The organism is Pandoraea aquatica (assembly GCF_902459565.1).
Classification (GTDB): domain Bacteria; phylum Pseudomonadota; class Gammaproteobacteria; order Burkholderiales; family Burkholderiaceae; genus Pandoraea; species Pandoraea aquatica.
The window spans coordinates 456,441-481,682 of sequence record NZ_CABPSN010000003.1 but is presented as its reverse complement, the minus strand read 5'-3'; the positions used below and the strand labels follow the sequence as shown (position 1 = coordinate 481,682).

General features: G+C 65.8%; 15 protein-coding genes and 1 pseudogene. 9 read left to right on the top strand and 7 right to left on the bottom strand.

The annotated features are described in order from the left end of the window. Nucleotides 1–82: 82 nt before the first annotated feature. Nucleotides 83–628, bottom strand: coding sequence for a nucleotide exchange factor GrpE (gene grpE / locus PAQ31011_RS12975; RefSeq protein ID WP_150576196.1), 546 nt, complete (start codon nt 626–628; stop codon nt 83–85). A 312-nt stretch (nt 629–940) separates the two neighbouring features. Between grpE and PAQ31011_RS12970 the strand changes: the two genes are divergently transcribed. Beyond that, complete coding sequence (locus PAQ31011_RS12970; protein WP_267919884.1) at nt 941–1,135, top strand: hypothetical protein; 195 nt, start codon at nt 941–943, stop codon at nt 1,133–1,135. A 190-nt stretch (nt 1,136–1,325) separates the two neighbouring features. On the opposite strand, the gene PAQ31011_RS12965 is transcribed toward PAQ31011_RS12970, so the two are convergent. From PAQ31011_RS12965 to hrcA, 4 genes and pseudogenes are all read right to left on the bottom strand, one after another. Continuing rightward, nucleotides 1,326–1,727, bottom strand: a complete 402-nt coding sequence (locus tag PAQ31011_RS12965; RefSeq protein WP_150576195.1) for an RNA-binding S4 domain-containing protein — start codon at nt 1,725–1,727, stop codon at nt 1,326–1,328. A gap of 167 nt (nt 1,728–1,894) precedes the next feature. Beyond that, nucleotides 1,895–2,944 (bottom strand): annotated as a pseudogene (hemH, locus tag PAQ31011_RS12960) (ferrochelatase); the annotation flags it as partial. A gap of 145 nt (nt 2,945–3,089) precedes the next feature. Next, the gene (locus PAQ31011_RS12955) at nt 3,090–5,633 is read right to left on the bottom strand and encodes a collagen-like triple helix repeat-containing protein (RefSeq protein ID WP_174990097.1); all 2,544 of its coding nucleotides are present in this window, start codon (nt 5,631–5,633) and stop codon (nt 3,090–3,092) included. Between the two features lie 258 nt (nt 5,634–5,891). Next, complete coding sequence (gene hrcA / locus PAQ31011_RS12950; protein WP_150576193.1) at nt 5,892–6,920, bottom strand: heat-inducible transcriptional repressor HrcA; 1,029 nt, start codon at nt 6,918–6,920, stop codon at nt 5,892–5,894. Nucleotides 6,921–7,015: 95 nt separating this feature from the next. Between hrcA and PAQ31011_RS12945 the strand changes: the two genes are divergently transcribed. Further along, nucleotides 7,016–7,960 (top strand): NAD kinase, encoded by a 945-nt coding sequence (locus PAQ31011_RS12945; protein ID WP_052652600.1) that lies wholly within the window; start codon nt 7,016–7,018, stop codon nt 7,958–7,960. Nucleotides 7,961–7,983: 23 nt separating this feature from the next. Beyond that, nucleotides 7,984–9,648: a DNA repair protein RecN gene (gene recN / locus PAQ31011_RS12940; protein WP_150576192.1), complete on the top strand. Its 1,665-nt coding sequence runs from the start codon at nt 7,984–7,986 to the stop codon at nt 9,646–9,648. A gap of 123 nt (nt 9,649–9,771) precedes the next feature. Here the strand turns inward: recN and glnE are convergent, their stop codons facing one another. Beyond that, nucleotides 9,772–12,636, bottom strand: a complete 2,865-nt coding sequence (gene glnE, locus PAQ31011_RS12935) for a bifunctional [glutamate--ammonia ligase]-adenylyl-L-tyrosine phosphorylase/[glutamate--ammonia-ligase] adenylyltransferase (protein WP_150576191.1) — start codon at nt 12,634–12,636, stop codon at nt 9,772–9,774. A 173-nt stretch (nt 12,637–12,809) separates the two neighbouring features. On the opposite strand from glnE, the gene PAQ31011_RS12930 reads away from it, so the two are divergent. The 4 genes from PAQ31011_RS12930 (at nt 12,810) to aroG (ending at nt 21,288) form a co-directional block, all read left to right on the top strand. After that, nucleotides 12,810–17,288, top strand: coding sequence for a YhdP family phospholipid transporter (locus tag PAQ31011_RS12930; protein ID WP_150576190.1), 4,479 nt, complete (start codon nt 12,810–12,812; stop codon nt 17,286–17,288). A gap of 62 nt (nt 17,289–17,350) precedes the next feature. Then, a complete protein-coding gene (locus tag PAQ31011_RS12925; protein ID WP_150576189.1) occupies nt 17,351–18,217 on the top strand; it encodes a carbon-nitrogen hydrolase family protein in 867 nt (288 codons plus the stop codon). A 104-nt stretch (nt 18,218–18,321) separates the two neighbouring features. Then, nucleotides 18,322–19,782 carry a metalloprotease TldD gene (gene tldD, locus PAQ31011_RS12920; RefSeq protein ID WP_150576188.1) on the top strand — a complete coding sequence of 487 codons (1,461 nt, stop codon included), beginning with the start codon at nt 18,322–18,324 and terminating at the stop codon, nt 19,780–19,782. 432 nt (nt 19,783–20,214) lie between these two features. Continuing rightward, nucleotides 20,215–21,288, top strand: a complete 1,074-nt coding sequence (aroG, locus tag PAQ31011_RS12915; RefSeq protein WP_150576187.1) for a 3-deoxy-7-phosphoheptulonate synthase AroG — start codon at nt 20,215–20,217, stop codon at nt 21,286–21,288. Between the two features lie 108 nt (nt 21,289–21,396). On the opposite strand, the gene PAQ31011_RS12910 is transcribed toward aroG, so the two are convergent. Then, a complete protein-coding gene (locus tag PAQ31011_RS12910) occupies nt 21,397–21,960 on the bottom strand; it encodes a cob(I)yrinic acid a,c-diamide adenosyltransferase (RefSeq protein ID WP_150576186.1) in 564 nt (187 codons plus the stop codon). Nucleotides 21,961–22,267: 307 nt separating this feature from the next. On the opposite strand from PAQ31011_RS12910, the gene PAQ31011_RS12905 reads away from it, so the two are divergent. After that, nucleotides 22,268–23,689: an FAD-binding oxidoreductase gene (locus tag PAQ31011_RS12905; protein WP_150576185.1), complete on the top strand. Its 1,422-nt coding sequence runs from the start codon at nt 22,268–22,270 to the stop codon at nt 23,687–23,689. 7 nt (nt 23,690–23,696) lie between these two features. After that, a complete protein-coding gene (locus tag PAQ31011_RS12900; RefSeq protein WP_246179538.1) occupies nt 23,697–25,241 on the top strand; it encodes an FAD-linked oxidase C-terminal domain-containing protein in 1,545 nt (514 codons plus the stop codon). The last annotated feature ends 1 nt before the right edge of the window (nt 25,242 follow it).

The window sequence follows — 25,242 nt, the reverse complement described above, 5'->3', positions numbered from 1 at the left end:
CGATCATTCAGGCCGACAGCCTGCGACAAACCTTCCCATGATGGAAGCATTTTGTTGCCTACCGTGGCCGGATGACCTGGAATTACTTGCCTGCTGCGACCGTCACCAATGCCGGACGCAGCACGCGGTCGGCAATCAGGTAACCCTTTTGCAGCACGGCCACGACCGTGTTCGGCTCTTGCTCGGCCGGCACCATCGAGATGGCCTGATGCTGATGCGGATCGAACTTCGCGCCGGCCGGGTCGATGACCGACACCTTGCTGCGCTCCAGCGCCGACACGAGTTGACGCAGCGTCAGGGCCACGCCCTCTTGCAGCTTGGCGACGTCGCCGCTCTTGTCGGCGGCAGCGGCTTCCAGGCTGTCGATGACCGGCAGGAGGTTCTCGGCGAAGCTTTCGACGGCGAACTTACGTGCCTTCGACACTTCTTCTTCCGCACGGCGGCGAATGTTTTCCATCTCGGCGCGGGCGCGCAGCGCCTCGTCGCGCATGGCCGCCGCTTCTGCCTGAGCCGCCTGCAGTTGCGCCTCGACCGAGGGCAGCGCGTCGTTCGCGCCCGCAGCGTCGGTCGGGGCCGCTTCGGCCTGGGACGGAATCGGCTGGTCGGGGGTGTTTTGCTGTTCAGTCATGAGTTGAGTCGTCAAAAGGTTCTTGCAGCGCACCACGACGATGCGCCGCCGGTTCAAATCCCTTTGGATAGTAGGGGCGTTCACACCGATTTCAAGAGCGGGCGGGCATTCTGTGCGCCAGATCGGTGCGCGCCGCGTGCCGGCAAATATCCGGTTACACGCGTTACGAGTCCTCTATTGTATCGGCCGTTGCTGCGACCTAACATGAATAACGGTCCGACGAATGGATGTGCCTATCCGATTGACCATTCGGCGGACCCGGCCGCTCACCGGACACCCCCCGTCCGGTGAAGTGTTCTCAAGGAGCGCATCATGAAGCTGCCACTGGCTGTTGTCTTCATCCTTGCGTTGGTGACGACGGTAACGATTACGATTTGCCTGTCCGGCGCAGTCACCCGGCGCGACACCGAGTACGGTGGCGTGCGGGCGGTGCTGCATCACTATGTGGAAGTGCCGGGCCTGACGGGGCATTCGTCGAACTCGAATACCGGAATCCCAACACGCTGATCGCCCCCGGGGTGCACGATCCTTTGCAGTCGTGCGCGGTGCCGTTCCCCGGGCGGTTCCGTCCGAGTCGCCAGAGTCGACCAAGGCGGAACACCTGATTCACGCTCCACCCCCTGCCCGCCGCTGCGCACTTTGCCAGCGGCGGCGTTCATTCAGGCGTTGAAATGGTTGCGAGACGGGGTGGACGACCCTACTCGCCAACGCCACCGAGACGGCGGCGGTCGCGCTTGGTCGGACGTCCGTGCATCTGCGCCGCCGGTTCCTGGAACAGACGCCGGCGCTCGCTCTCGTCGGCACGCGCCTGAACGCTCGCTTCGGTCTCTTCGTACAGCGACTGGGCGACCGGTGCCGAGCCGCGCACCTCGGCAATCGCTTTGACCCTCACTTCCCAGCGCGTACTGCCGTTGTCGACCGACACGACATCGCCGGGACGCACATCGCGCGCCGGTTTCACGCGAGCTTCGTTGCACAGCACGCGACCACGGTCGACCGCCTGCGTGGCGAGCGAGCGCGTCTTGAAGAAGCGCGCGGCCCACAGCCATTTGTCGATCCGCGTGGCGGCGTGCGGGGAATCGTCTACCTTGACCGTCACGACCGTGCTCCCGCTTCTCCGTGTGCGCCTTCGGACGACGAAGCGGCCTGCGTCTGCATCTGCGCCTGCGCTGCGGCGGCCGCCGCGGCACTGGCTTCCTCGAACGCGGCCACGGCCGCCACCTGACGCTGACGCGTCGACGCCACCGCAGCCGCCGATGCATCGGCTTCGCCCTGCGGCGAGAGCACCGGCCAGCCTTGCAGATGACGCGCCGCGATCTCGCCCAGCGCCGTAATCCAGGCGCTCGCCCCATTCAGGCAGGGAATGAAGTGGAACGACTTGCCGCCCGCCGTCAGGTAAGCGTGACGTCCTTCCATATTGATTTCTTCGAGCGTCTCGAGACAGTCGGACGTGAACCCCGGGCAGAACACGTCGACGCGCGGCGTGCCGCCACGGCCGAGTTCTTCCAGCGTCGGCGCAGTGTACGGCTGGAGCCATTCCGCCTTGCCGAAACGCGACTGGAACGTGAGGCGGCACGTCGTTTCGTCCAGACCGAGGGCCGCGGCGAGCAGACGCGCCGTCTTCACACACTGATCGTGATACGGGTCGCCGAGGTCGAGCGTGCGGCGCGGCACGCCGTGGAAGCTCAACAGCAGCCGCTCGCCAGCGGCGAAGTCAGGGCGGCCGTGTAGCTGCCAATACCCTTCGACTTGCTGACGCAGTGCCTCGATGTAGGCAGGATGATCGTGATAGTCGCGCACCGTGCGCACGTCGGGCTGATTGCGCAGACGGCCGAGCACGCGGAACACGGCGTCGCTCGCGGTGGCGGTGGTGCTGCTCGAATACTGCGGATAGAGCGGCAGCACGAGAATCCGCTCGACGCCGTTCTGGCGCAACGCACGAATGCGCTCGGGGATCGACGGATTGCCGTAACGCATCGCGTAATCGACCACGACGTCATAGTCGTTCGCGTGCAGCAGCGCGCGCAGGGCGTTCGTCTGATGCTCGGTGTTGACCTTGAGCGGCGAGCCGTCACGGGTCCAGACCGTCGCATATTTTTGCGCCGACTGACGTGAGCGGAAGGGCAAAATCACCAGCCGCAGCAACGGTTGCCACACCAGCGACGGGATTTCCACGACGCGCGGGTCCGACAGGAACTCGCGCAGGTATCGGCGTACGGCCGCAGGACGCGGCTCGTCGGGCGTACCGAGGTTGATCAGCAGTACGGCGGTCTTGCCGGACTGGCCATGCGAAATAGGTTCGGGATCGAAGCGCATGGAACGTACTTTACCGCAAACACGGCGCGCATCCGGCGTCCGTTATGCCTGTCGATACTGACGGAATGCGCCCTCCGTCGGCCAGTCCACGGCCAGACGGAGGGCGATCAGCGTCATCTGTGCAAGCAAGCCATCAGGCGAACGATCAACCGTGCCGATGCTCGTCGTCGTGAGCCGGACGATGCGCGGCACTCGGATGTTCCTCATGCGCCGGGGCCCGTGCGCCCTCCGGTTTGCCCTCACGCTGCGTGGGCTGCGGGTGCGGCTGCGCCTGAGGACGCTCCGGCTGGGGCTGCGGACGCGGCGCGGGCTGCGCATGCTCGACTTGCGGTTGCGGACGCGGCGGCACGCGCTCGACTTGCGGCTGAGGCTGCGGACGTTGCTGCGGCTGGGCCTGCTGCGGCTCCGGACGGGGCTGCGCGCGCTCCACCTGTGGCTGCGGCCTCGGCTGCTGGAACTGCTGCTGCTCAGGACGCGGCTGCGTCTGCCATTGCTGCGGACGGCGGGCTGGCTCGGCCGCCTCCGGTTGTTGCTGTTGACGTTGCGGTGCGGGCGTCGCTTGTCCGCCCCGCGCTTCCGGCTGTGCGGTGGGGGTCTGCGGCGCTTGCGGTGATTGGCGACGCATTTGCATCTCGCGCTGCGCGGCGTCATGTCCCGGCTGTGGGACCGCTTGCGGCGCTTCGCCGCGTGCCGACGGCTGCCCCTGCCCCGCGCCACCGCCATTCACACCCGGCGGATGCGGCACCCCGGAGGGCGTAGGCTGACGCTCGCCCGGTTGGGATTGCACCGTCGATTGCCCCGGACGATTCTGATAAACGCCGTGCCCCGGATAGCCAGGATTGCCCGGCTCACCCGGAACGCCAGGTGTCCCCGGCACGCCCGGCTGACCTGGCACGCCCGCATGACCCGGTGCCCCCGGCGCGCCGTGCATCGGCGGGACTGCGCCGGTCGCAGGCAAGCCGCCATGGCCCGCCGTCGCCCCTGCGGCACCGGTCGCACCCAGCGCAGGCTGCGCGGGCATCGCACCGTTCGCCCCAATCGGCGCACCGACCGGCCCGTGTGTACTGACGACCGTCACACGGGGCGCGATGCGCGGCTGGCCGTTCGCTCCATTAGGACCGTTAGGACCGTTAGGACCATTCGGACCGCCCGCGCCAAGATTGCGCACCTGCTGCCCGTTCTGACCGAACACCAGCGGCGCACCGCCCGCGTTCGGCACGGCGTGCAACTGGCTCGTCAGCTCACGCGACGGCATGCCACGGGCGACCGGCGCACGGGTTGCCAGCACCTGCCGGTTGAACACGCCCGCAGGCGGCGCACCCGCTGCCGGACGGCTGTTGCCGAACACGCTTTGCTGCACCGGGGCCACGCCCGGCGTATTACCGACGCGCCACGTCTGCGCACCGCGCGGTGCGGCCAGCGCGGTCGGTGCGCCCACGGGGCGCCCCTGCACGAAGGCTTGCGCGGGCATCGTCGACACAGCGCCCCGCACATTGCGGTTCACGTAGACGTTGTTGACGTTGATGTTGTTGGTGACGTTATTGGTGATGTTGGTCGTACGAATGTTCGTCGAACGATTGATGTTCGTGATGTACGACGAACTGGCGTGGTACGCAGGCCGGTACGGGTCATGGGGCCCAAGCGCAAACCACGCGAGCCCCACGCCCCCGGCGGCAAACGACACCCCCCACTGATTGCCACCGCTGCTGCCACTGACCCAGCCGACCAGCGCCGGCGCATACACCGGACGCACCGCCACCGGCCCCGGCACCCAGCACCAGCGGGCATCCACGTAAGCCCAGCGTCCGTAGTGATACGGCGCGAAGCCCCACGGTGCGTCGTCCACCCATGTCCAGCCCCACGGGTCGACCCAGACCCAATGCCCCGTGCGATAAGGTGCCCAGCCCGAGGGCATGTTGGACGGCACCCACACCGCGCCGTAGCTCGGCGTTTCCTGCCACGAGCCGTAGTCGTCCAGACTCTCGAAGCCGGTCATGTCGCGCGGCACGTAACGCGCGGAGACGGAGGCGTCTTCACGCGCGTCGCGCTCGCGCATCCACTGATCGAAGGCGTCGGCCGTGAGCGGGCCGGTCTGCTGCTGCGTCAGGTTCTGACCGACGAAGGCGACCCGCTGCCCTTGCTGAAGCGGGACCGACGCCCCCTGTCCGTACGCCGTGCCCGCGCCGCGCGAGACGCTCACCGTCGTGACGCCGTTCGGATCGACGTCCACACGATACTCACCGGCCTGTTGCGGGACGAACGCCAGATTGGGCGTGTCGATCTCGTACGGTTGATTCGGATCGACGCTGCGCAGGCGCACACCGACGGTGCCCTGCGTTACGTTCAGTTGCACATTCTGGTCGGTGACGGCGGAGAGCGTCAGGCTGGTCGACGCGCCCATGCGCACCGCCGTGCCGCCCACGTGCATCTCTGCACGGCTGTTGCGGTCGACCCAAATGGCGTCGCCCGTGGTGAGCGGACGGTTGCGGTCCGCGTAGCGCCACTCGCTCGTGCCCGCTGGGGCGTAGGTGACGGTGCCGTCGAACTCGGAGAGCCGCGCGACGCGCCCCGGCGGATCGGCGCTCTGCGCCTGTGCCAGTGCCGGCACACCCGCGGCACCCAGAAGCCCAAGCGCCAGCCCGACGCCGAGGGAGCGGACCGTCGTCCGCCAGGAAATCAGGGATTTCATAAACACTCCGGGCCCTTTCGGTGGGCATGCCGTGCGCAGCTTGCAGGCGTTAGCGCTTGACCAGATCAGCCACCTTGTTGTTCTGTCCGAATCCTCCGGCGAGCCCGATGACAACCTCGGACGACCTCGCCGCAAGTGACGCTTCAAGCCTAAGCCTGCCGTGTGTGACAGCGTGTAAAGGAATGCTACGGGGTTGTAACTGGGAGCGGGCGAATGCGCGAACGCGCAGACATGCGGACGTCTGCCGCTCAGTGATGACTAGTGATGACTTAGCGCGTTGGAGAGCAGCTTGGCCGTGATGTCGACGATGGGGATGACGCGCTCGTACGCCATGCGCGTCGGCCCGATCACGCCGAGCGTACCGACGACCTCGCCGTCGACTTCGTACGGGGCCGTGACGACCGTCATCTCCTCGATCGGCACGAGGCTCGATTCGCCACCGATGAAGATCTGCACGCCTTGCGCGCGGCTCGACACGTCGAGCAGTTGCAGCAGACCGGTCTTGGACTCGAACACGTCGAACAGCTTGCGCAGACGCTCCATGTTCGAGGACAGATCCTCCACGCCCAGCAGGTTGCGCTCGCCCGTGATCAGCACGCTCTCACGCGTGGTGTCGGCCATGGCGTCGCTGCCCGCCTGCACGGCGGCTTGCATCAGCGCGCTCATGTCCGAGCGCAGCGCATCGAGTTCGCCACGCAAGTAAGTGCGCACGTCGTCGAAGCTGTGACCGCCGAAGTTGGCGTTCAGGTAGTTCGCCGCTTCAACGAGCTGTGCCGGGGAATAGTCCTTTTCCGTCAGGATGATGCGGTTCTGCACGTCGCCGTCGGGCGTGACGATGATCAGCAGCACGCGCTTATCCGACAGGCGCAGGAATTCGATGTGACGGAAAGTCTGGCTGCGGCGTGGCGTGAGTACCACGCCCGCGAACTGCGACAGATGCGAGAGCACCTGTGCGGCGGAGGCGATCAGTTGTTGCGGGCCGGCCGGTTGCAGACTGGTCTGCACCTGCGTCGCCAACTGGTGCACGGCCTCTTCGAGCGGGCGCACCGACAGCATCGTGTCGACGAACAGACGGTACGCGCGCGGCGTCGGGACACGACCGGCCGACGTATGCGGGCTGGCCACGAAGCCCATCGCCTCGAGATCGGACATCACGTTGCGGATGGTCGCGGGTGACAGGTCCAGGCCCGAGAACCGCGAGAGCGTGCGCGAGCCGACCGGCTGGCCATCTGCGATGTACCGTTCGATCAGGGTTTTGAGAAGCGTTTGCGCACGTTGATCTAGCATGGCAAAAATTGTAACGCGAAACGCGGGGCCTGGTCCCCCTAATTCCGGATGCGTGTTGCCAGGCCAGAGGAACCGTTGCAGGCCGTGCGTTGGCGATGGTTGCTGTCATCGACTTATGGTGTAATGGCGGCATGAAAACTGGGAGCCCCTTCAAGACCGTGGCGCTCGTCGGGAAGTACCATGCCGACGGCGTCGCTGAACCATTGCTCACGCTCGCGGCATGCATCGCCCAGCGTGGGCATCACGTCGTCTTCGAGCGCGACACGGCGCATAACATCGGCGCAGGTGCCGATCCGTACCGCACCCTCGACATCCAGGAAATCGGCACGCAGGCCGACGTGGCCGTCGTGGTCGGCGGCGACGGCACGATGCTCGGCGTCGGACGTCAACTGGCCGCCTCGAAGGTACCGCTCATCGGCGTGAACCACGGCCGCGTCGGATTCATCACCGACATTCCGCTCGACGAAATGCGTCAGGTCGTGCCGGCCATGCTCGAAGGGCACTTCGAAGCCGAACAACGCACCCTGCTGGCCGCCCGCATCGAGCGCGACGGCCAGACGCTCTTCGAGACGCTGGCGTTCAACGACGTGGTCGTGAACCGCTCGGGGATTTCGGGGATGGTGGAGCTGCGCGTCGATGTCGACGGACGCTTCATGTACAAGCAGCGCTCCGACGGCCTGATCGTCGCGACGCCCACGGGTTCGACGGCCTACGCCCTCTCGGCGAGCGGCCCGATCCTGCATCCGCGCCTCGGTGGCGTGGTGCTGGTGCCGATCGCACCGCATGCGTTGTCGAACCGTCCGATCGTGTTGCCGGATTCGAGCGACATCGTCATCACGATCACCGGCGGTCGCGAAGTGGGTGCCAATTTCGATATGCAGTCGTTTGCCGAATTGCGTCAGGGCGACCAGATTCTGGTCGGCCGCTCCCAGCATCAGGTGACATTTCTGCACCCGGTCGGCTACAACTACTACGCGACGTTGCGCCGCAAGCTGCACTGGAACGAGCATATCTCCGACGAAGATACGCCGCAGAACTGACTCCACGCCTCACCCGACATCCCATGCTACGCAGTCTCTCGATTCGCGATTTCGTGATCGTCGATCGTCTCGATCTGGAATTCTCCGCCGGCTTCACCGTGTTTTCGGGGGAGACCGGCGCGGGCAAATCGATTCTGATCGATGCGCTGGCGCTCGCGATGGGCGAGCGCGGCGACACCAGCATGGTGCGCAACGGACAAACGCGCGCCGACATCACGGCTGAATTCGCCGCCGACGCCGAAGCACGCCCCGATCTCGAAGCCTGGTTGCAAGCGCAGGCGCTTACGCTCGAAGAACACGGCGGTGTGCTGCTACGCCGCGTGCTCGACGCCGGTGGTCGCTCACGCGCCTTCATCAACGGCACCCCCGCTACGCTCACGCAAATGCGAGAACTCGGCGAAATGCTCGTCGACATTCACGGCCAGCACGCGCACCAGCAGTTGCTGCGCCCCGACGCGCAACGCCGCCTGCTCGACTCGCATGCCAGCGCAACCGCCCTCGCCGCCGATACCGCCGCCGCCCACAAGGAGTGGCGACGTCTCGTCAAGCGCTGCGAGGAAGCGCACGGGCGCGACCGCGAACTGCAACTGGAGCGCGAACGTCTCGAATGGCAGACGTCCGAACTCGACAAGCTAGGGCCGCAGGAAGGGGAATGGGATGACGTGAGCGCCGAGCATCGCCGGCTCTCGCACGCGGCAAGTCTCATCAACGGTGTGCAAGGCGCGCTCGATGCGCTCGCGGAAGCCGACGGTGCCATCGTCCCGTCGCTCGGTCACGTCGTGCATCAAGTCCGCGAACTCGCGGAGATCGACGCCGCACTGGCCGACACGCTCGCCGCACTGGAACCCGCCGAGATTCAGCTTCGCGAAGCGGTCCATTCGCTCACGCATTACGCGCAACGTATCGATCTCGATCCGGAGCGTCTCGCAGTCGTCGAGCAACGACTCGACGCCCTGCATTCGGCCGCGCGAAAATTCCGTGTGACACCCGAGCAATTGCCCGCCGAGCTGGCGGAGCGTCGCGCGCAGCTGGAAGAGCTGACGGCGTCTGCCGACACGGCCGCGATGCAGGCCGCCGCCGACGCCGCGCAGGCCGAATTTCTCAAGCTCGCGAAAGACCTGTCGAAGGCGCGCGCCCAGGCGGCGGCCTCACTCTCGCGAGAAGTCACCCGGGCGATGCAAGACCTCTCGATGCCTGGCGGACGCTTCGAAGTCGCGCTCACGGCAACGCCCGAGCCGCAGTCGTTCGGGCTGGAGACGGTCGAATTTCTCGTCGCCGGACACCCGGGCGTGCCGACGCGTCCGCTCGCCAAAGTCGCCTCCGGCGGCGAACTCGCGCGCATCAGCCTCGCATTGCAGGTGATCGCCAGCAGCGCGAGTCTCACGCCGACCCTGATCTTCGACGAAGTGGATTCCGGGATTGGCGGCGCAGTGGCCGAAGTGGTCGGTCGCCTGCTGCGGGAATTGGGTCAGGGACGGCAGGTGCTGTGCGTAACCCACCTGCCGCAAGTCGCCGCACTCGGCCATCAGCATCTGCGCGTGAGCAAACGCAGCGACGGCGACACGACGATGAGCGAGATCGAACCTCTGGGACGCACCGAACGCGTCGAGGAAATCGCGCGGATGCTCGGCGGCGTGGAGATTACGGCCACGACGCGCAAGCACGCGCGGGAGATGCTGGCGCTCTGAGCGTCACGGGCTGATCGTCTTCCTCACCCTCGCGAAGCATCAAACAACAACGGGCGGCCAATCATCGGCCGCCCGTTGTCATTTAAGCGTCTTGCGTTAAGTCATGCCCATGATGCCCTTGCGTCAGACCGGTCCCGCGTCCGCGAACACCGAATCCCACAACGCGATCACCGCCTGACGCTCCACTTCGACGTCCGCGCCCGGCACGCGTGCCGCTTCCACGCCGTCCAGCCGCAACTTGTGCTGACGCTTGCGATACAACCGGTACGCGGCGGCCGCGTCGTCCGCGAGCTTGCTATCGATCAGCTCCAGTTGCGCGGCTTCGCGCAGCAAGGCGATGTTGCCCGCATTACGCAGCAGCGCCGGATGTGCGCCCGAGTGCAGCAGCACCAGGTACTGCACGGTGAATTCGATATCCACCATGCCGCCCCGGTCGTGCTTCAGATCGAACAGCTTCGTTGCGTTCGGGTGCCCTTCGAGCACCTTGCGACGCATCGCCACGATCTCCTGCGCCAGCGCCAACGCTTCGCGCGGCGTAGCCAGCACCTGCGCACGGATGTTCTCGAACGTCGCGCCGATGGTCTCGTCGCCCGCACAGAAACGCGCGCGCGTGAGCGCCTGATGCTCCCAGACCCATGCCGTGTTGGCATTGCCTTCGCGGAACTGGTACTGACGGAAACTCTCGATGTTCGTGACCAGCAGGCCCGACAAGCCGTTCGGGCGCAGTCGCAGATCGACGTCGAACAGCATGCCCGCCCCCGTGTGCGTGGTCAGCCACGTCACGAACCGGCGGGCGAGCGCGGCATAAGCGTCCGGCGCGCGGTCGTCGTCATCGTCGTAAAGGAAGATGAGATCGAGGTCCGACGCATAGCCCAGCTCCTTGCCACCCAGCTTGCCGTAGGCGATGACCGAGAAGCGCGGCACTTCGCGATGACGCGTCGCCACGTGCGGCCAGACCGTCGAGATCGTCACGTCGACGATGATGTCCGCCAGTTCCGAGAGACGGTCGCCGATGGCCTCCACCGACAACGTCCCCTGCAAATCGAGCAGCAAAATGCGGAAGACTTCGGCGTGGTGTGCGCGACGCAGAATGTCCATCTGCACTTCGACGTTACCCGCCGCCCCCGCCGCGTTCAGGCTCAGCAGCAGTTGTGTCTTGAACGACGGCCAGTCGAACGGCGCGGCAAGTGCTTCGTCGTCGAGCAGTTCATCGAGCAGTTGCGGATGGCTGATCAGGTAGCCCGCTGCCCAGCGTGACCCGGCGAGTACCTTGACCACACGCTCCAGCGCGCGCGGATATTCGGTCAGCAGCGCGAGATATGAACTGCGACGGCTGATGGTCGAGAGCAGGTCGAGCATGCGGCCGAGCACGGCATCGGGCTCACCGGTACCCGCCGCGCCTTCCACAGCACGTTGCACGAGCTGGTCGAAGCGCCGCCGGCTGGTCTCGCCCAGCGCCTTGTAGCGCGAGGACGTCCACACGGCGCGCAACCGGTCGAGCGCGCCCTCGGCATCGTTGAAACCCAGACGCGTGAGCTGATTGCCGAGGTCGCCCGTCTGCGCTTCGTCGGCCAGACATTCGCTCCACAGTTCCGGCGGGCATTCGCAGTCGCCCGTGCCCGATCCTGAGCCCTTCTGTCCGCCGCCGTTGGCCTTGTCCGCGAAAATCTCGTCGAACTGACCGGCGACGAATTCGCGATGCTCGTCGAGCACCGTCATGAACGTCGCTTCGTCCGGGAAGCCCATGGCGCGCGCCACGGCAAGGCGGTCTTCGCCTGGAGACGGCAGGATATGGGTCTGCGCGTCATCCAGATACTGAATGCGGTGTTCGAGCTTGCGCAGGAAGACGTACGCGTTAGAGAGCTCTTCCGCCACGTTCTGCGCCAGCCACCCGCGTCGGGCGGCCACGCCCAGCACCGCGAGCGTCGGCCGCACGCGCAGCTCCGGCTCCTGTCCGCCGCGAATCAGTTGGAAGACCTGCGCCGAGAATTCCACTTCGCGAATGCCGCCGCGGCCGAGCTTGATGTCGTTGATGCGCGCTGGCTTGGCGCGCGCGCGACGCTCCGCTTCATGGCGAATCTGCTCGTGCAACGCGCGAATCGCGCCGATCACGCCGTAGTCGAGGTAGCGACGGAACACGAACGGCTGCACGAGCGACGTCAGCAATCGCTCGATCCGCTTGCCGGGTTCGCTCGCGACTTCGGACACGAGGCGTCCCTTGATCCACGCATAGCGCTCCCACTCGCGGCCCTGCACGTAGAAATACTCTTCGAGCATCGGCAGACTGCACACCAGCGGACCGGAATCGCCGTTGGGGCGCAGGCGCATGTCCACCCGGAACACGTAGCCGTCCGGGGTGAGTTCCGAAATCAGCCCGATCAGCTTGCGGCCGAGCTTCGTGAAGAACTCGTGATTGGACAGCAGACGCAGGCGACCGGCGGCAGCCGCATCGGCACCGTCCGGCGCGGTGGTGTCGCCATCGTCTTCATAAAGGAAGATGAGATCGATGTCGGACGAGACGTTCAGTTCGCGGCCGCCGAGCTTGCCCATGCCGACGACGCCGAGCGTCTGACGCTCCCCTTCCGCGTTACGCGGCACACCGTGAATGGCTTCGAGCTCGCGCGACAGCACGACAATGCCCGCCTGCACGGCGAACTCGGCGAGCGCCGACATGGCCTCCGTCACTTCGGACAACTCGGCACGGCCATCCAGATCGCGCTGCATCACGGCGCAAAGTGCTTCGACCCGCAGGATGCGCAAGGCGCGTGCCAGCGCGGCTTCGTCTATGCCAGAGACACCGGACGGCTGGTCCGGCGGCGTCAGCAGCGTGCCGGTGATGGCTTCGAAGCGGCGGGCGAGCCAGCGCGCGTCGACAGGGTGCTCGGCGAGCGCCGGCAATGCTTCGGCCAGCGCCGGGCGGGACGCCAGCATGCGCGCGGCATATCGCGAGTAGGACTGAATATCGATCGGGATTTCGGATGAACTCACTGGCGGGGTTCCGGTCTGCAATGAGAATGAAGAGACTTTCGCATGCTTACCCGGGCGCGATGAAACGCCAGATCACACGCGTGTTTCTCCTACGGCCGGGCCATCGGAGGGCCTTGGGCTTGTGTTACAGTCTTTGCCACAGAAACTACCACATTCCCTCGTAGACGCGCAGCATGACCGACCGTAAGCCGCCCGCCTCGCCCACCGCGACCCGGTCCTGGTTCTCGTCACTGCCGCGTGGCTTGCGACTGGGTCTGGAATGGCTGCTGGCGCTCGTCGTCATCGTCTATTTCGGCCTCGGCGCCGTCATCCTCGCGACCCGGTACGTCATCCTTCCCCGAGTGTCCGACTATCGCCCCCAAATCGAGGCCGCGGCTACGCGCGCCATCGGTTTGCCGGTCACGATCGGACGCATCGACGCCGTCTGGCGCGGCTGGCACCCCTACCTCACGCTGGAAGACGTACGGATCACGCCCCCGGCGCAAGCCACCCCGCCCAAGGCGTCGACGATTGCCCGCGTGGTCGCGCCGCTGCATCGGAACAAGGCCGCCAGCGCGCCGGTAGCCTCGGCCGCATCTGGCGCATCTGCCGCATCTGCTGGTGCCGCTTCTGCGGCCACCGCCTCCACGGAAAACCCGCCGGAGAGCTACGCGCCTCCCGGCGCGCCGCCGCCCGTGGAGCCGAGCCTCACCCTGCACCGCCTCGACGCCGTCCTGTCCTGGACCAGCCTGATCCACTTCGACCTGCGTCTGTCGAATCTCACGCTGCACGAACCGGATCTGACCATCGAGCGCCGCGCCGACGGCTCCATCTTCGTCGCTGGCATGCCGGTCACCGGCAGCGGCAAGACGAGCGACACGCAGGGGGCCGACTGGATCATGCGGCAGGCGCGCGTTGTGATCCGCAACGGCACCGTGCGCTGGCGCGACGCCACGCGCGACGTGCCCGAGGTGGTCGTCACGCAGGTCAACGCCATGCTGCGCAATCGCGGCTTCGAACATCGCTTCGGAATGCAGGCCAACCCGCCGCAGGGGATCGTCGCGCCGCTGGATATTCGGGCGCGCTTCACCAATCCGCTGTTCGCCCGCCCCGGCGAAGTCAAGCGCTGGCGCGGCCAGATCTATAGCGAGGTCGGCACGCTCGACCTGTCCGAACTGGCGCGTTACGTCGAACTGCCGGGCAAAGACTCGCGCGGTCGTGTCGCGGGCCGCGCGTGGGTCGAGTTCGACAATGGCGCGATCACCGGCGCGACGCTGCGCGCGGCCGGCGCCAATACGTCGGTGCAACTGGCGGACAACCTCCCGCCGCTGACCTTCGACGCCACGCAAGGCCGTATCGACATCACGCGTATCGGTGCGCAGGCCGACGCAGGCTGGAACCTGCGCGCGCGTGAGCTCACCTTGCAGGCGGCCGGACGTCCGACGCTCGACGTCCCCGACCTGAGCGCCAAATACATCCCCAGCAGCGACGATCAGGGCTTGCAAGTCGCAGTCACCGGTCAGCGCTTCGACATCGGCGCAGCCGTGGCGCTCGTGCCGTCGCTGCCGATCGACGCGCAAACGCGCGACACGCTCGCCAGTTTCCGCCCGCGCGGACGGCTCGCCCGTTTCGACGTCAGCTATCAGGCACCCAAGCCGCACGGGCCGGGCAACTGGCGCGATCTGCCGGGCATCAAGCAACTCCCGCCCGAGCGCGACCGTTACCGTGTCGTCGCCGATTTCGAGAATCTCGGCATCGACAGTGCGCCGAGCCAGCATCCCCCCGCACGGCCGAATTCGCCCAACGCTGGACGTCCCGGCTTTGCGAATCTGAGCGGTCATATCGACGCCGATCAGTCGCGCGGCAGCCTCACGCTCAATTCGAAGAGCGCCACGCTGGACTTCCCCGGCCGCTTCGACCAGCCGCGCCTCGACCTCGATACGCTCACGGCCCGCACGTCGTGGCGCGTGTCGCACTCGGCGACCAAGCGCGACGCCCCGGCGAACGTGCAGGTGCGTGTCGACGCCGTGCATCTGCAAAACGCCGAACTCACGGGCGACGTGAGCGGTACGTGGCAAAACGGCGGCAAGGGCAACGGCATCGTCGATCTGAAGGGCAATATCGTGCGCGCGAACGCCAACGCCGTGCCGCGCTACCTGCCCACCGATATCGGCGCGGGCGTGCGCGACTATCTGCAACGCGCGCTGCTGGCAGGCACCGTGCAGAACGCGCCGTTCGCGGTGCAGGGCGATCTCGAAGACTTCCCTTACGGCAAGGGGGGTGGCAAGTTCCGCATCGACATCCCGCTCGTGGACGTGACGTTCAACCCGTCGCCGCTGCGCCCGGGGCATACGGAAGTCTGGCCCGCGTTCGAGAAGGTGCGCGGCAATCTTCGTTTCGACGCCGATAAGCTCCACATCGCCATCGACAGCGGCTCGGTGTACGGCGTGACACTCACGCAAGTGCAGGGCGACATCAACGATATCGGGCAGGACGACTCCACGCTCACGCTCAAGGGCGATGCGCGCGGACCGGCGGCAGACTTCGTCAAATATCTGAACACCAGCCCTGTGGGCCACTGGATCGGCGACTTCACCGACGAGACGCGCGCGAGCGGCAACACGCAGCTCGCCATGCAGTTGTCGATGCCGCTCGATCACACCGACCGCTCGAAAGTCACCGGCCGCGCCCGCTTCCTGCGCAACGACGTCACGCTCCTGAATGGACTGCCGATGTTCGGTGCCGTCGACGGCGAACTGGCATTCACCGAGCGCGGCATCTCGCTCGACAACCTGCGCGGCACCTTCCTCGGCGGCGATGTGCGCGCGTCGGGCGGCAGCCGCGACGACGGCACCATCGTCCTGAACGTGGGCGGTCAGATGAGCGCACAAGGCCTGCGCGAGAATCGCGAGAACGCCACGCTGGCGCAACTGGCCAAGCGCATGACGGGCAGCACGCCTTATACGGCGACGGTGACGGTGCGTCAGGGCATGACGGATCTGGCGGTGCAGTCCACGCTGGCCGGTCTCGCCGTGAACCTGCCCGCGCCGTTGGGCAAGAGCGCCGAGACGTCGCTGCCGGCGCGCTTCACGATGCGTCCGCAGATGAGTCCAGGCGGACGCCGCACCGACACGCTCGACTTTGCCGTGGGCAGCGTGCAGGGCAACTACGTCCAGCAACGTAGCGGCACGAATGGTACTAATGGTACGAATGGCGCGAATGGCGGACGCGTCGAAGTGCTGCGCGGCGGTATCGGCATCAACCAGCCCGTGCCCGCGCCGCGTGAAGGCGTGCAGGCGAGCGCCCAGTTCGATACGCTCGACGTGGATGCGTGGCGCAGCGTGATCGCGTCGCTCGGCAGCACCGCGGTCACCCCCGGCACACAGGGCACACCGCCCGCCCCTGCGACGACGGCCGCCGCCGCGCGCGACGAATTCGGGGCACTCACGCCGTATCTCCCGACGCGTCTCGCTCTGCATGCGAAGCAGGTTCGCCTGTTGTCGCGTCAGTGGCCCGAACTGGTGGTCGGCGCGCAACGCAACGACCGCGACTGGCAGGTGAGCCTCGCGTCGGAACTCGTCTCCGGATTTGCCGAGTGGCACGCGCCGGACGAGAAGAACCCGTCGGGCGCGATCCGCGCACGTCTGGCGAAACTCGTGATTCCGCGCGAAGACCACGGCAGCGACGTGCTCACGCAAGTGCTCGACGAACCGAGCGACGAATTCCCCGCCATCGACGTCGTCGCCAACGATTTCGTGCTGCGCGACAAGCCGCTCGGCCGTCTGCAACTCAACGCGCACAACGACATCGAAGATGGCGTGCCCGTGTGGCAACTCACCAAGCTGGAGCTGAGCAATAGCGCCGCTACGCTGGACGTGAAGGGCAACTGGCGGACGTCGCGCCGCCGCGCCGCCGTGGCAGCCGCAGCAGGCAAGGACGACGACGACGTGCCGCGCCGCACGGTGCTCGACTTCAATCTCGATGTGAAGGACGCTGGCGGCCTGCTCGACCGTCTGGGCTTGCCCAAGACGCTCAAGGACGGCTCGGGCACCGTCTCCGGTCGCTTCGGCTGGCGCGGCGGCCCCGACGCCATCGACTACCCGACACTGGGCGGGCGTGTGGCGATCGAACTCAAGCGCGGGCAGATCCTGAAGGCCGATCCGGGGCTGGCGAAGCTGCTGGGCATTCTGTCGGTTCAGACGCTCGCCAAGATCCTGACTTTCGACTTCAACAGCGTGATCGGCAGCGGTCTGCCGTTCGACAGCATCAACGGCAACGTCGCGATGCAGGGCGGCGTGGCGAACACCAGCGATCTGACGATCAACGCCAACGCGGCGACCATCAAGATCGACGGCCACACCGACCTCGCACGCGAGACGCAGGACCTGAACGTGCTGGTGCTGCCGAAGATCAACGCGGCGTCGGCGTCGCTGGCGTGGGCGATCATCAACCCGGCGCTGGGCATCGGCTCGTTCTTTGCACAACTGGCGCTGGGCGATCAGCTCTCGCGGACGCTCTCGACGACGTATCACGTCACCGGCTCCTGGGACAATCCGGTCATCGGACAGGCCACCGGCAATAAGAGTAAGATCGATGCATCCCCGGAAACCCGGCCGGAAGCCCGCAACAACGCCTCAGGCGTCGCTTCCCCGGCCGGCATGCGCGGCAACTAAGCCCACCGGGAAGACCGACAGCCACCGAACGACAAAGATCACCGCCCCGACATCAGCGATCCATGACGAGTCCCGATACGAAGTCAACCGCCCAGCCCGCTCCCACTGTCACGTCCACCGCGCCCGTTCGTGTGGCTGCCGCGCAGATGGTGAGCGCGCCCGACGTCGACCGAAACCTGCGTGAAGCGGCCCGTCTGGTGGCCGAGGCCGCAGACGCCGGGGCCGAGCTGGTGCTGCTGCCGGAGTACTTCTGCTACATGGGACAGCGCGACACCGACAAGCTCGCGCTACGCGAAACGCCCGGCAGCGGTCCGATTCAGGACTTTCTGGCGGAAACGGCGCGCCGCTATGGTGTCTGGCTGATCGGTGGCACCCTGCCGCTGGCCGCACCGGAGCCCGAGCGCGTGCTCAACACGACGCTGGTCTTCGCACCGGACGGCGCACCCGCCGCGCGCTACGACAAGATCCACCTGTTCAACTTCGTCAAAGGCGAGGAAGCCTATGACGAAGCCCGCACCATTCGCCCCGGCGACGCCGTACGCACGTTTGAAGCACCGTTTGGGCGTGTGGGCCTGTCGGTCTGCTACGACCTGCGTTTTCCCGAGTTGTACCGGGCGATGGGCGACTGTACGCTCATGGTCGTACCCGCCGCCTTTACCTACACCACGGGCCGCGCGCACTGGGAATTGCTGCTGCGCGCGCGGGCCGTCGAGAACCAGTGCTACGTGCTGGCGTCCGCACAGGGCGGGCACCACGAGAACGGGCGGCGCACCTGGGGGCATTCCATGCTGATCGACCCGTGGGGCGAAATCGTCGCCCAACGCGAAGCGGAAGGCGCTGGCGTGGTCGTGGGCGAGATCGATCCGGCCCGGCTGGCCGGCGTTCGCCAGAGTCTGCCCGCCTGGCGTCACCGCGTGCTGCAGGGCTGACCGATATGTCCCGCACCTGCGCCCCGCGCCGCGTTGATTTCGCCATGTTGACTTCGACGAATTCGCCCTCATCTACCGAATACATTTCCTTGGCCTGACACCGCATGAAAATCATCGACACCGGCATCCAGAACCTGGCCACGGCCCGCGAGCTGCTGCTCACGCCGTACGGCCTCGACGAAAGCCATCTGCAACGCGCGCTCGGCGACATCTTCACGCATCGCGTGGACTACGCCGATCTGTACTTCCAGTACACCCGCAGCGAGGCGTGGAGCCTGGAGGAAGGCATCGTCAAATCGGGTTCGTTCTCGATCGATCAGGGCGTGGGCGTGCGCGCCATCGTGGGCGACCGCACCGCGTTCGCCTACTCGGACGACATCTCCGAGATCGCGCTCAAGGACGCCGCAGCGGCCACGCGCAGCATCGCCACGGCCGGACGCGGGCGCGTGAAGGTCGGCAGCAAGCTGGCCAGCGCCACCGGCCACGGGCTGTATCTGCCGTCCGATCCGCTCGCCTCACTCGACGCCAATGGCAAGGTCGCGCTGCTCGAACGTATCGAGAAGCTCGCCCGTGCGCGCGATCCGCGTGTGTCGCAGGTCATGGCCGGTCTGGCCGGTGAGTACGACGTCGTGCTCGTGGCCCGCAGCGACGGCGTGATCGCCGCCGACGTGCGCCCGCTCGTGCGCGTGTCCGTCACCGTCATCGTCGAATCCAACGGTCGTCGCGAAATCGGTAACAGCGGCGGCGGTGCGCGTCTCGACTACGCCTACTTCACCGACGATCTGCTCGAAAAGTACGTCAAGGAAGCGGTGGACGGCGCCATCGTCAAGCTCGACGCGCGCCCGGCACCGGCCGGCGCGATGACCGTCGTGCTCGGCCCGGGCTGGCCCGGCGTGCTGCTGCACGAAGCCGTCGGCCACGGCCTGGAAGGCGACTTCAACCGTAAGGGCTCGTCGGCGTTTTCAGGCCGTCTGGGCGAGCGCGTGGCGGCCAAGGGCGTCACCGTGGTGGATGACGGCACGCTGTCGAACCGCCGCGGCTCGCTGAACATCGACGACGAAGGCAACCCGACGCAGTGCACCACCCTCATCGAAGACGGCATTCTGAAGGGCTACATGCAGGACAGCCTGAATGCGCGCCTGATGAAGATGCCGGTCACGGGCAACGGCCGTCGCGAGTCGTACGCGGCGCTGCCGATGCCGCGCATGACCAACACGTACATGCTCGGCGGTGACAAAGACCCCGAGGAGATCATCAAGTCGGTCAAGCGCGGGCTGTATGCCGTGAACTTCGGCGGCGGTCAGGTCGACATCACCAACGGCAAGTTCGTGTTCTCGATGTCCGAGGCGTACATGATCGAAGACGGCAAGATCACGTACCCGGTCAAGGGCGCGACGCTCATCGGCAACGGCCCGGAATCGCTCAAGGACGTGACGATGATCGGCAACGACATGGCGCTGGACTCGGGCGTGGGCGTGTGCGGCAAGGAAGGCCAGAGCGTGCCGGTGGGCGTGGGTCAGCCGACGCTGCGCATGGAAAACATGACGGTCGGCGGTACGGCCTGATCGACACAGTTTGCGCACCGCAAAAAATGCGTAAAGCTTAGCAAAGCGCCCGGGTCAAACCGGGCGTTTTCGCATGTTTTCAGAAAAACACGATTTATTGACGCAAATCGCATCACGAAAACACGGAAATTCCGCGCGTTTTCCCGTCGATCAGCGGCTCCATGCGGTTGCAGCGTCATTCGATTAGGCGTATAAAGTTGTTTCTGTGCACGGCAAACCGCCTGCAAAGCAATGTCCAAGACATCCTTCATGACCGCCAATAAGTTTTACTTTTACTTTTTTGCGTATCTCACACCGCTGGCGGATGGAGAGGGACAGTTGCAGCAGTAAGCACCGAACGAATCCTGAAAAACCGCCAGCGAGTCTGGCGGTTTTTTTTTGACCCGAATCCCGAGAAACGAACCGCAGTCCGAACTGCCCAGGAGAAAAAACATGCCTCCCCACAACACCGATGATGTCCGTATTCGCGAACTCAAGGAACTGACGCCCCCGGCGCACCTGATCCGCGAATACCCGTGCTCGGAAAAGAGCGCGGATCTCATCCATCGCTCGCGTGGTGCCATTCATCGCGTGCTGCACGGCATGGAAGACCGTCTGGTCGTCATCATCGGACCGTGTTCGATTCACGACCCGAAGGCTGCGCTGGAATACGCGGCGCGTCTGGTCGAGCAGCGCGAACGTCTGAAGGGCGAGCTGGAAATCGTGATGCGCGTGTACTTCGAGAAGCCGCGCACGACGGTGGGCTGGAAGGGTCTGATCAACGACCCGCACATGGACAACAGCTTCAAGATCAACGACGGTCTGCGTCTGGCGCGCGAACTGCTCGCCCAGATCAACGAGATGGGCCTGCCTGCCGGCACGGAATACCTCGACATGATCAGCCCGCAGTACATCGCCGATCTCGTGTCGTGGGGTGCCATCGGCGCACGCACCACGGAATCGCAGGTGCACCGCGAACTCGCGTCGGGCCTGTCGTGCCCGGTCGGCTTCAAGAACGGCACCGACGGTAACGTGAAGATCGCCGTGGACGCCATCAAGGCTGCATCGCAGCCGCACCATTTCCTGTCGGTGACGAAGGGCGGCCACTCTGCCATCGTATCGACCGCAGGCAATGAAGACTGCCACCTGATTCTGCGCGGCGGCAAAACGCCGAACTACGACGCCGCCAGCGTGCAGACCGCCTGCGACGACATTGCCAAGCAGGGTCTGGCCGCGCGCGTGATGATCGACGCATCGCACGCCAACAGCCAGAAGAACCACGCGAACCAGATCCCGGTGTGCGACGACATCGCCCGTCAGATCGCCGGTGGCGACGACCGCATCATCGGCGTGATGGTCGAGTCGCACCTCGTGGCTGGCCGTCAGGACCATGTGCCGGGCAAGGAACTGACCTACGGTCAGAGCATTACCGACGCCTGCATCAACTGGGAAGACAGCCTGAAGGTGCTCGACACGCTGGCCGACGCCGTGCGCGCCCGCCGCGTGGCACGCGGCGCGGGTAACTGATCGACATCAGTTAGCGACGACGTAAGCAAGCAAAGGGCGGCCGACGCAACATCGGCCGCCCTTTTTGCATCCTGCGCGTGTCGGCAAAGACGCGATTGCCCTACGCTCTTACTCTGCTTCGCCCATCGTGCGGTCGCGCTGCCAGAGCACGTCGCTGCCACCGCCTGCGCGATTGAGCACACGGGCGAGCACGAACATCAGGTCCGACAAGCGATTGACGTATTGACGCGGCGCGGGGGCGACCGTCTCGTCTGCGCCCAGCGCCACCATCGCCCGCTCGGCACGACGCGCCACCGCACGCACCACATGCGCGAGCGCTGCGGCACGCGTGCCGCCCGGCAGAATGAATTCCTTCAGGCTCGGCAGATCGGCGTTGTAATGCGCGAGCCACTCGTCGAGCTTCGCCACCTGAGCGTCCGTCAGCAACGTGTGACGGGGCATGCTCAGTTCGCCGCCGAGATCGAACAGATCGTGCTGAATATCGAGCAGCATGGCCCGCACGTCCTGCGGCAGGTCCTCGCACAGCAACACGCCGATGTGCGAATTGGTCTCATCGATCTCGCCAATGGCGACGATGCGCAGGCTGAACTTGTCGACGCGTGCGCCGTCGCCCAGCCCGGTCTTGCCACCGTCACCGGTACGCGTGACGATCTTGCTCAAACGATTCCCCATCTTCTGACACCTACCCCTTGCGGCACATCTTGCCCGCCGGCCCCTGTTCGGGCACCGGACGACCTGCCTTTTTGATTGAAATTGACCGTCCTGCCATCGCCTGCCTATTTTTCAGGCAATTCCGATGGCGCTGATACACGGCAAGTCCGTATGATATGACGCAAAGTGTGGGGAAAAACGCCGTCACAGCGTAAAATCCCCGCTCATGAGGTGTCAGGGTGTGCACCGCGCGCCCGAGACCCCGCCCGATATGGTGTCCGCCAACGCCCACCGGCGACGGCGGCCCGGAGACCCGAAGGAGAAAGCCGTGAATCATCCCCATCTGCCGTTCGCCGCGAAGCGTCCGTTCCCCGACGCCCTGCTCACCGAGTTGCAAGCCCTGCTGGGCGAGCGCGTGAGCACCAAGGAAGCGCTGCGCGAACATCACGGCCGGGACGAATCGCCGTTTGACCCCATGTTGCCCGATGCCGTCGCCTTCGCACACAGCACGGAAGAGGTCTCGCAGATCGTCAAACTCTGCGCGAAGCACAACGTCCCCATCATCCCCTACGGCGCGGGTTCGTCGCTCGAAGGTCATCTGCTCGCGGTCGAAGGCGGTTTGTCGCTCGATCTGTCGGAGATGAACCAGATCGTCTCGATCAACGCCGAAGACCTGACCGTCACCACGCAGCCCGGCATTTCGCGCAAGGCTTTGAACGAAGCGCTGCGCGACACGGGCCTGTTCTTCCCGATCGATCCGGGCGCAGACGCCAGCATCGGCGGCATGTGTGCCACGCGTGCCTCGGGCACCAACGCTGTGCGCTACGGCACGATGCGCGAGAACGTGCTGGCCCTGACCGTGGTGCTCGCCGACGGCCGCATCATCCACACCGGCACGCGCGCACGCAAGTCGTCGGCCGGCTACGACCTCACGCGCCTGTTCGTCGGCAGCGAAGGCACGCTGGGCATCATCACCGAGGCGACGGTGCGACTGTATCCGCAGCCCGAAGCGGTCTCGGCGGCGATCTGCTCGTTCCCGAGCATGACGGACGCCGTGAACTGCACCATCCAAACGATTCAGTTGGGGGTGCCGGTCGCACGCGTCGAATTCGTCGATGCGCTGGCTGTGCGTGCCATCAACAAGCACTCCAAGCTGGAGCTGCCGGAAACGCAGACGCTCTTCTTCGAATTCCACGGCAGCGAAGCCGGCGTGCAGGAACAGGCGCAGACGGTCGAGGAACTGGCCAAGGACAACGGCGGCACCGGTTTCGAATGGGCCACGCGCACCGAAGACCGTAACCGTCTGTGGAGTGCGCGTCACAGCGCCTACTTCGCGATGCTCCAGCTTCAGCCGGGTAGCCGCGCGGTCACGACCGACGTCTGCGTGCCGATCTCGCGTCTGGCCGAGTGCGTGGGCGAAACGGAAGAAGACCTGAAAGGCTCCTACCTGACGTGCCCGATCGTGGGCCACGTGGGCGACGGTAATTTCCACGTCGCAATTCTCATCGATCCGGACAAACCGGCAGACATCGAAGAAGCCGAGCGCCTGAATCAACGCATTGTCGAGCGCGCCATTCGCATGGGCGGCACCTGCACCGGCGAACATGGCGTCGGCCTGCACAAGATGGGCTTCCTCGTGACGGAACATGGCGAAGACGCCATCGATGTCATGCGCGCGATCAAGACCTCGCTCGATCCGCAGAATCTACTGAATCCGGGCAAGATTTTCCGGTTGCGTGCTGCGGGCTGAGCGCCGCATGAACGCGCCCGTGACCCCGCAAGGCCAGCCCAACCCGTCCGGTGAAACGCCGGCGGGCATCGCGCCTGTCGACGCCGAAGCGCTGGCAGCACGCCAGCGTCAGTTGCTCGACGCGCTCGCCAGAATCCTGCCGCCACATTGCATCCTCCATCGCCGCGAGGACACCACGCCTTACGAGTGCGACGGCCTCGCCGCGTATCGCCGCGTGCCGCTCGCGGTCGTGTTGCCGGAGTCCGAATCGCAGGTGCAGCGCATTTTGCAGGCGTGCCATCAGCTCGGTATTCCGGTGGTGCCGCGCGGCGCAGGCACCAGTCTGTCCGGCGGTGCGATGCCGATCTCTGACGGCCTGGTGCTCTCGCTCGCGAAGTTCAAGAAAATCGTCGAAGTCGATCCGTATGCCCGCACGGCAACGGTGCAGCCGGGCGTTCGTAATCTCGCGATCTCGGAAGCCGCTGCGCCCTACGGGCTGTATTACGCGCCCGATCCGTCGTCGCAGATCGCCTGCACCATCGGCGGCAACGTGGCGGAAAACTCCGGCGGCGTGCACTGCCTGAAGTACGGTCTGACGGTGCATAACGTGCTGCGGGTGCGCGCCATCACCATGTCGGGAGAAGCCATCGAATTCGGCTCGCTCGGCCCCGACGCGCCCGGACTCGATCTGCTCTCGGTCTTCATCGGCAGCGAAGGCATGTTCGGCGTCGTGACCGAGATCACCGTGAAGCTGATACCCAAAGCCCAAACGGCGCAGGTCATCATGGCAAGCTTCGACGACGTGGAAACCGGTGGCAACGCCGTCGCCGCGATCATCGCTGCGGGCATCATTCCTGCTGGCCTGGAGATGATGGACAAGCCGGCCACGCAGGCCGTCGAGGAATTCGTCCACGCGGGGTACGACCTGGATGCCGCCGCGATCCTGCTTTGCGAATCGGACGGCACGCCGGAAGAAGTCACCGAAGAGATCCTGCGCATCTCGCACGTGCTGCGCACTTCGGGCGCGACACGTTTGCAGATTTCGCGCAGCGAGGAAGAACGTCTGCGTTTCTGGTCGGGGCGCAAGAACGCCTTCCCCGCCGCCGGACGCATCTCGCCGGACTATTACTGCATGGACGGCACGATTCCACGCCGCGCGATTGGGACATTACTCAAACGCATCGAAGGTTTGGAACAACAATATGGGTTGCGCTGTATTAACGTCTTTCACGCGGGAGACGGCAATATGCATCCACTCATTCTTTTCAACGGCAACGATCTGGACGAATGGCATCGCGCCGAAGCGTTCGGCTGCGACATTCTCGAGGCGTGCGTCGAACTCGGCGGCACGATCACGGGCGAACACGGCGTGGGCATCGAGAAGATCAACTCGATGTGCGTGCAATTCTCGGCGCAGGAACGCGACGCGTTCTTCGGCGTGAAGCGTGCGTTCGATCCGGTCGGGCTGCTCAATCCGGACAAAGGGATTCCCACGCGCGCGCGCTGTGCCGAATATGGCAAGCAGCACGTGCGCGGTGGTCTGCTGCCGCACCCCGATCTGCCGAGGTTCTGAC

Bases quoted from the DNA above. Each gene is read 5' to 3' on its own strand.
- grpE (WP_150576196.1), bottom strand. From the start codon at position 628: ATGACTGAACAGCAAAACACCCCCGACCAGCCGATTCCGTCCCAGGCC.
- PAQ31011_RS12970 (WP_267919884.1), top strand. From the start codon at position 941: ATGAAGCTGCCACTGGCTGTTGTCTTCATCCTTGCGTTGGTGACGACG.
- recN (WP_150576192.1), top strand. From the start codon at position 7,984: ATGCTACGCAGTCTCTCGATTCGCGATTTCGTGATCGTCGATCGTCTC.
- tldD (WP_150576188.1), top strand. From the start codon at position 18,322: ATGAAAATCATCGACACCGGCATCCAGAACCTGGCCACGGCCCGCGAG.
- PAQ31011_RS12930 (WP_150576190.1), top strand. From the start codon at position 12,810: ATGACCGACCGTAAGCCGCCCGCCTCGCCCACCGCGACCCGGTCCTGG.
- PAQ31011_RS12900 (WP_246179538.1), top strand. From the start codon at position 23,697: ATGAACGCGCCCGTGACCCCGCAAGGCCAGCCCAACCCGTCCGGTGAA.
- PAQ31011_RS12910 (WP_150576186.1), bottom strand. From the start codon at position 21,960: ATGGGGAATCGTTTGAGCAAGATCGTCACGCGTACCGGTGACGGTGGC.
- PAQ31011_RS12945 (WP_052652600.1), top strand. From the start codon at position 7,016: ATGGTTGCTGTCATCGACTTATGGTGTAATGGCGGCATGAAAACTGGG.
- PAQ31011_RS12925 (WP_150576189.1), top strand. From the start codon at position 17,351: ATGACGAGTCCCGATACGAAGTCAACCGCCCAGCCCGCTCCCACTGTC.
- hrcA (WP_150576193.1), bottom strand. From the start codon at position 6,920: ATGCTAGATCAACGTGCGCAAACGCTTCTCAAAACCCTGATCGAACGG.
- aroG (WP_150576187.1), top strand. From the start codon at position 20,215: ATGCCTCCCCACAACACCGATGATGTCCGTATTCGCGAACTCAAGGAA.
- PAQ31011_RS12955 (WP_174990097.1), bottom strand. From the start codon at position 5,633: ATGAAATCCCTGATTTCCTGGCGGACGACGGTCCGCTCCCTCGGCGTC.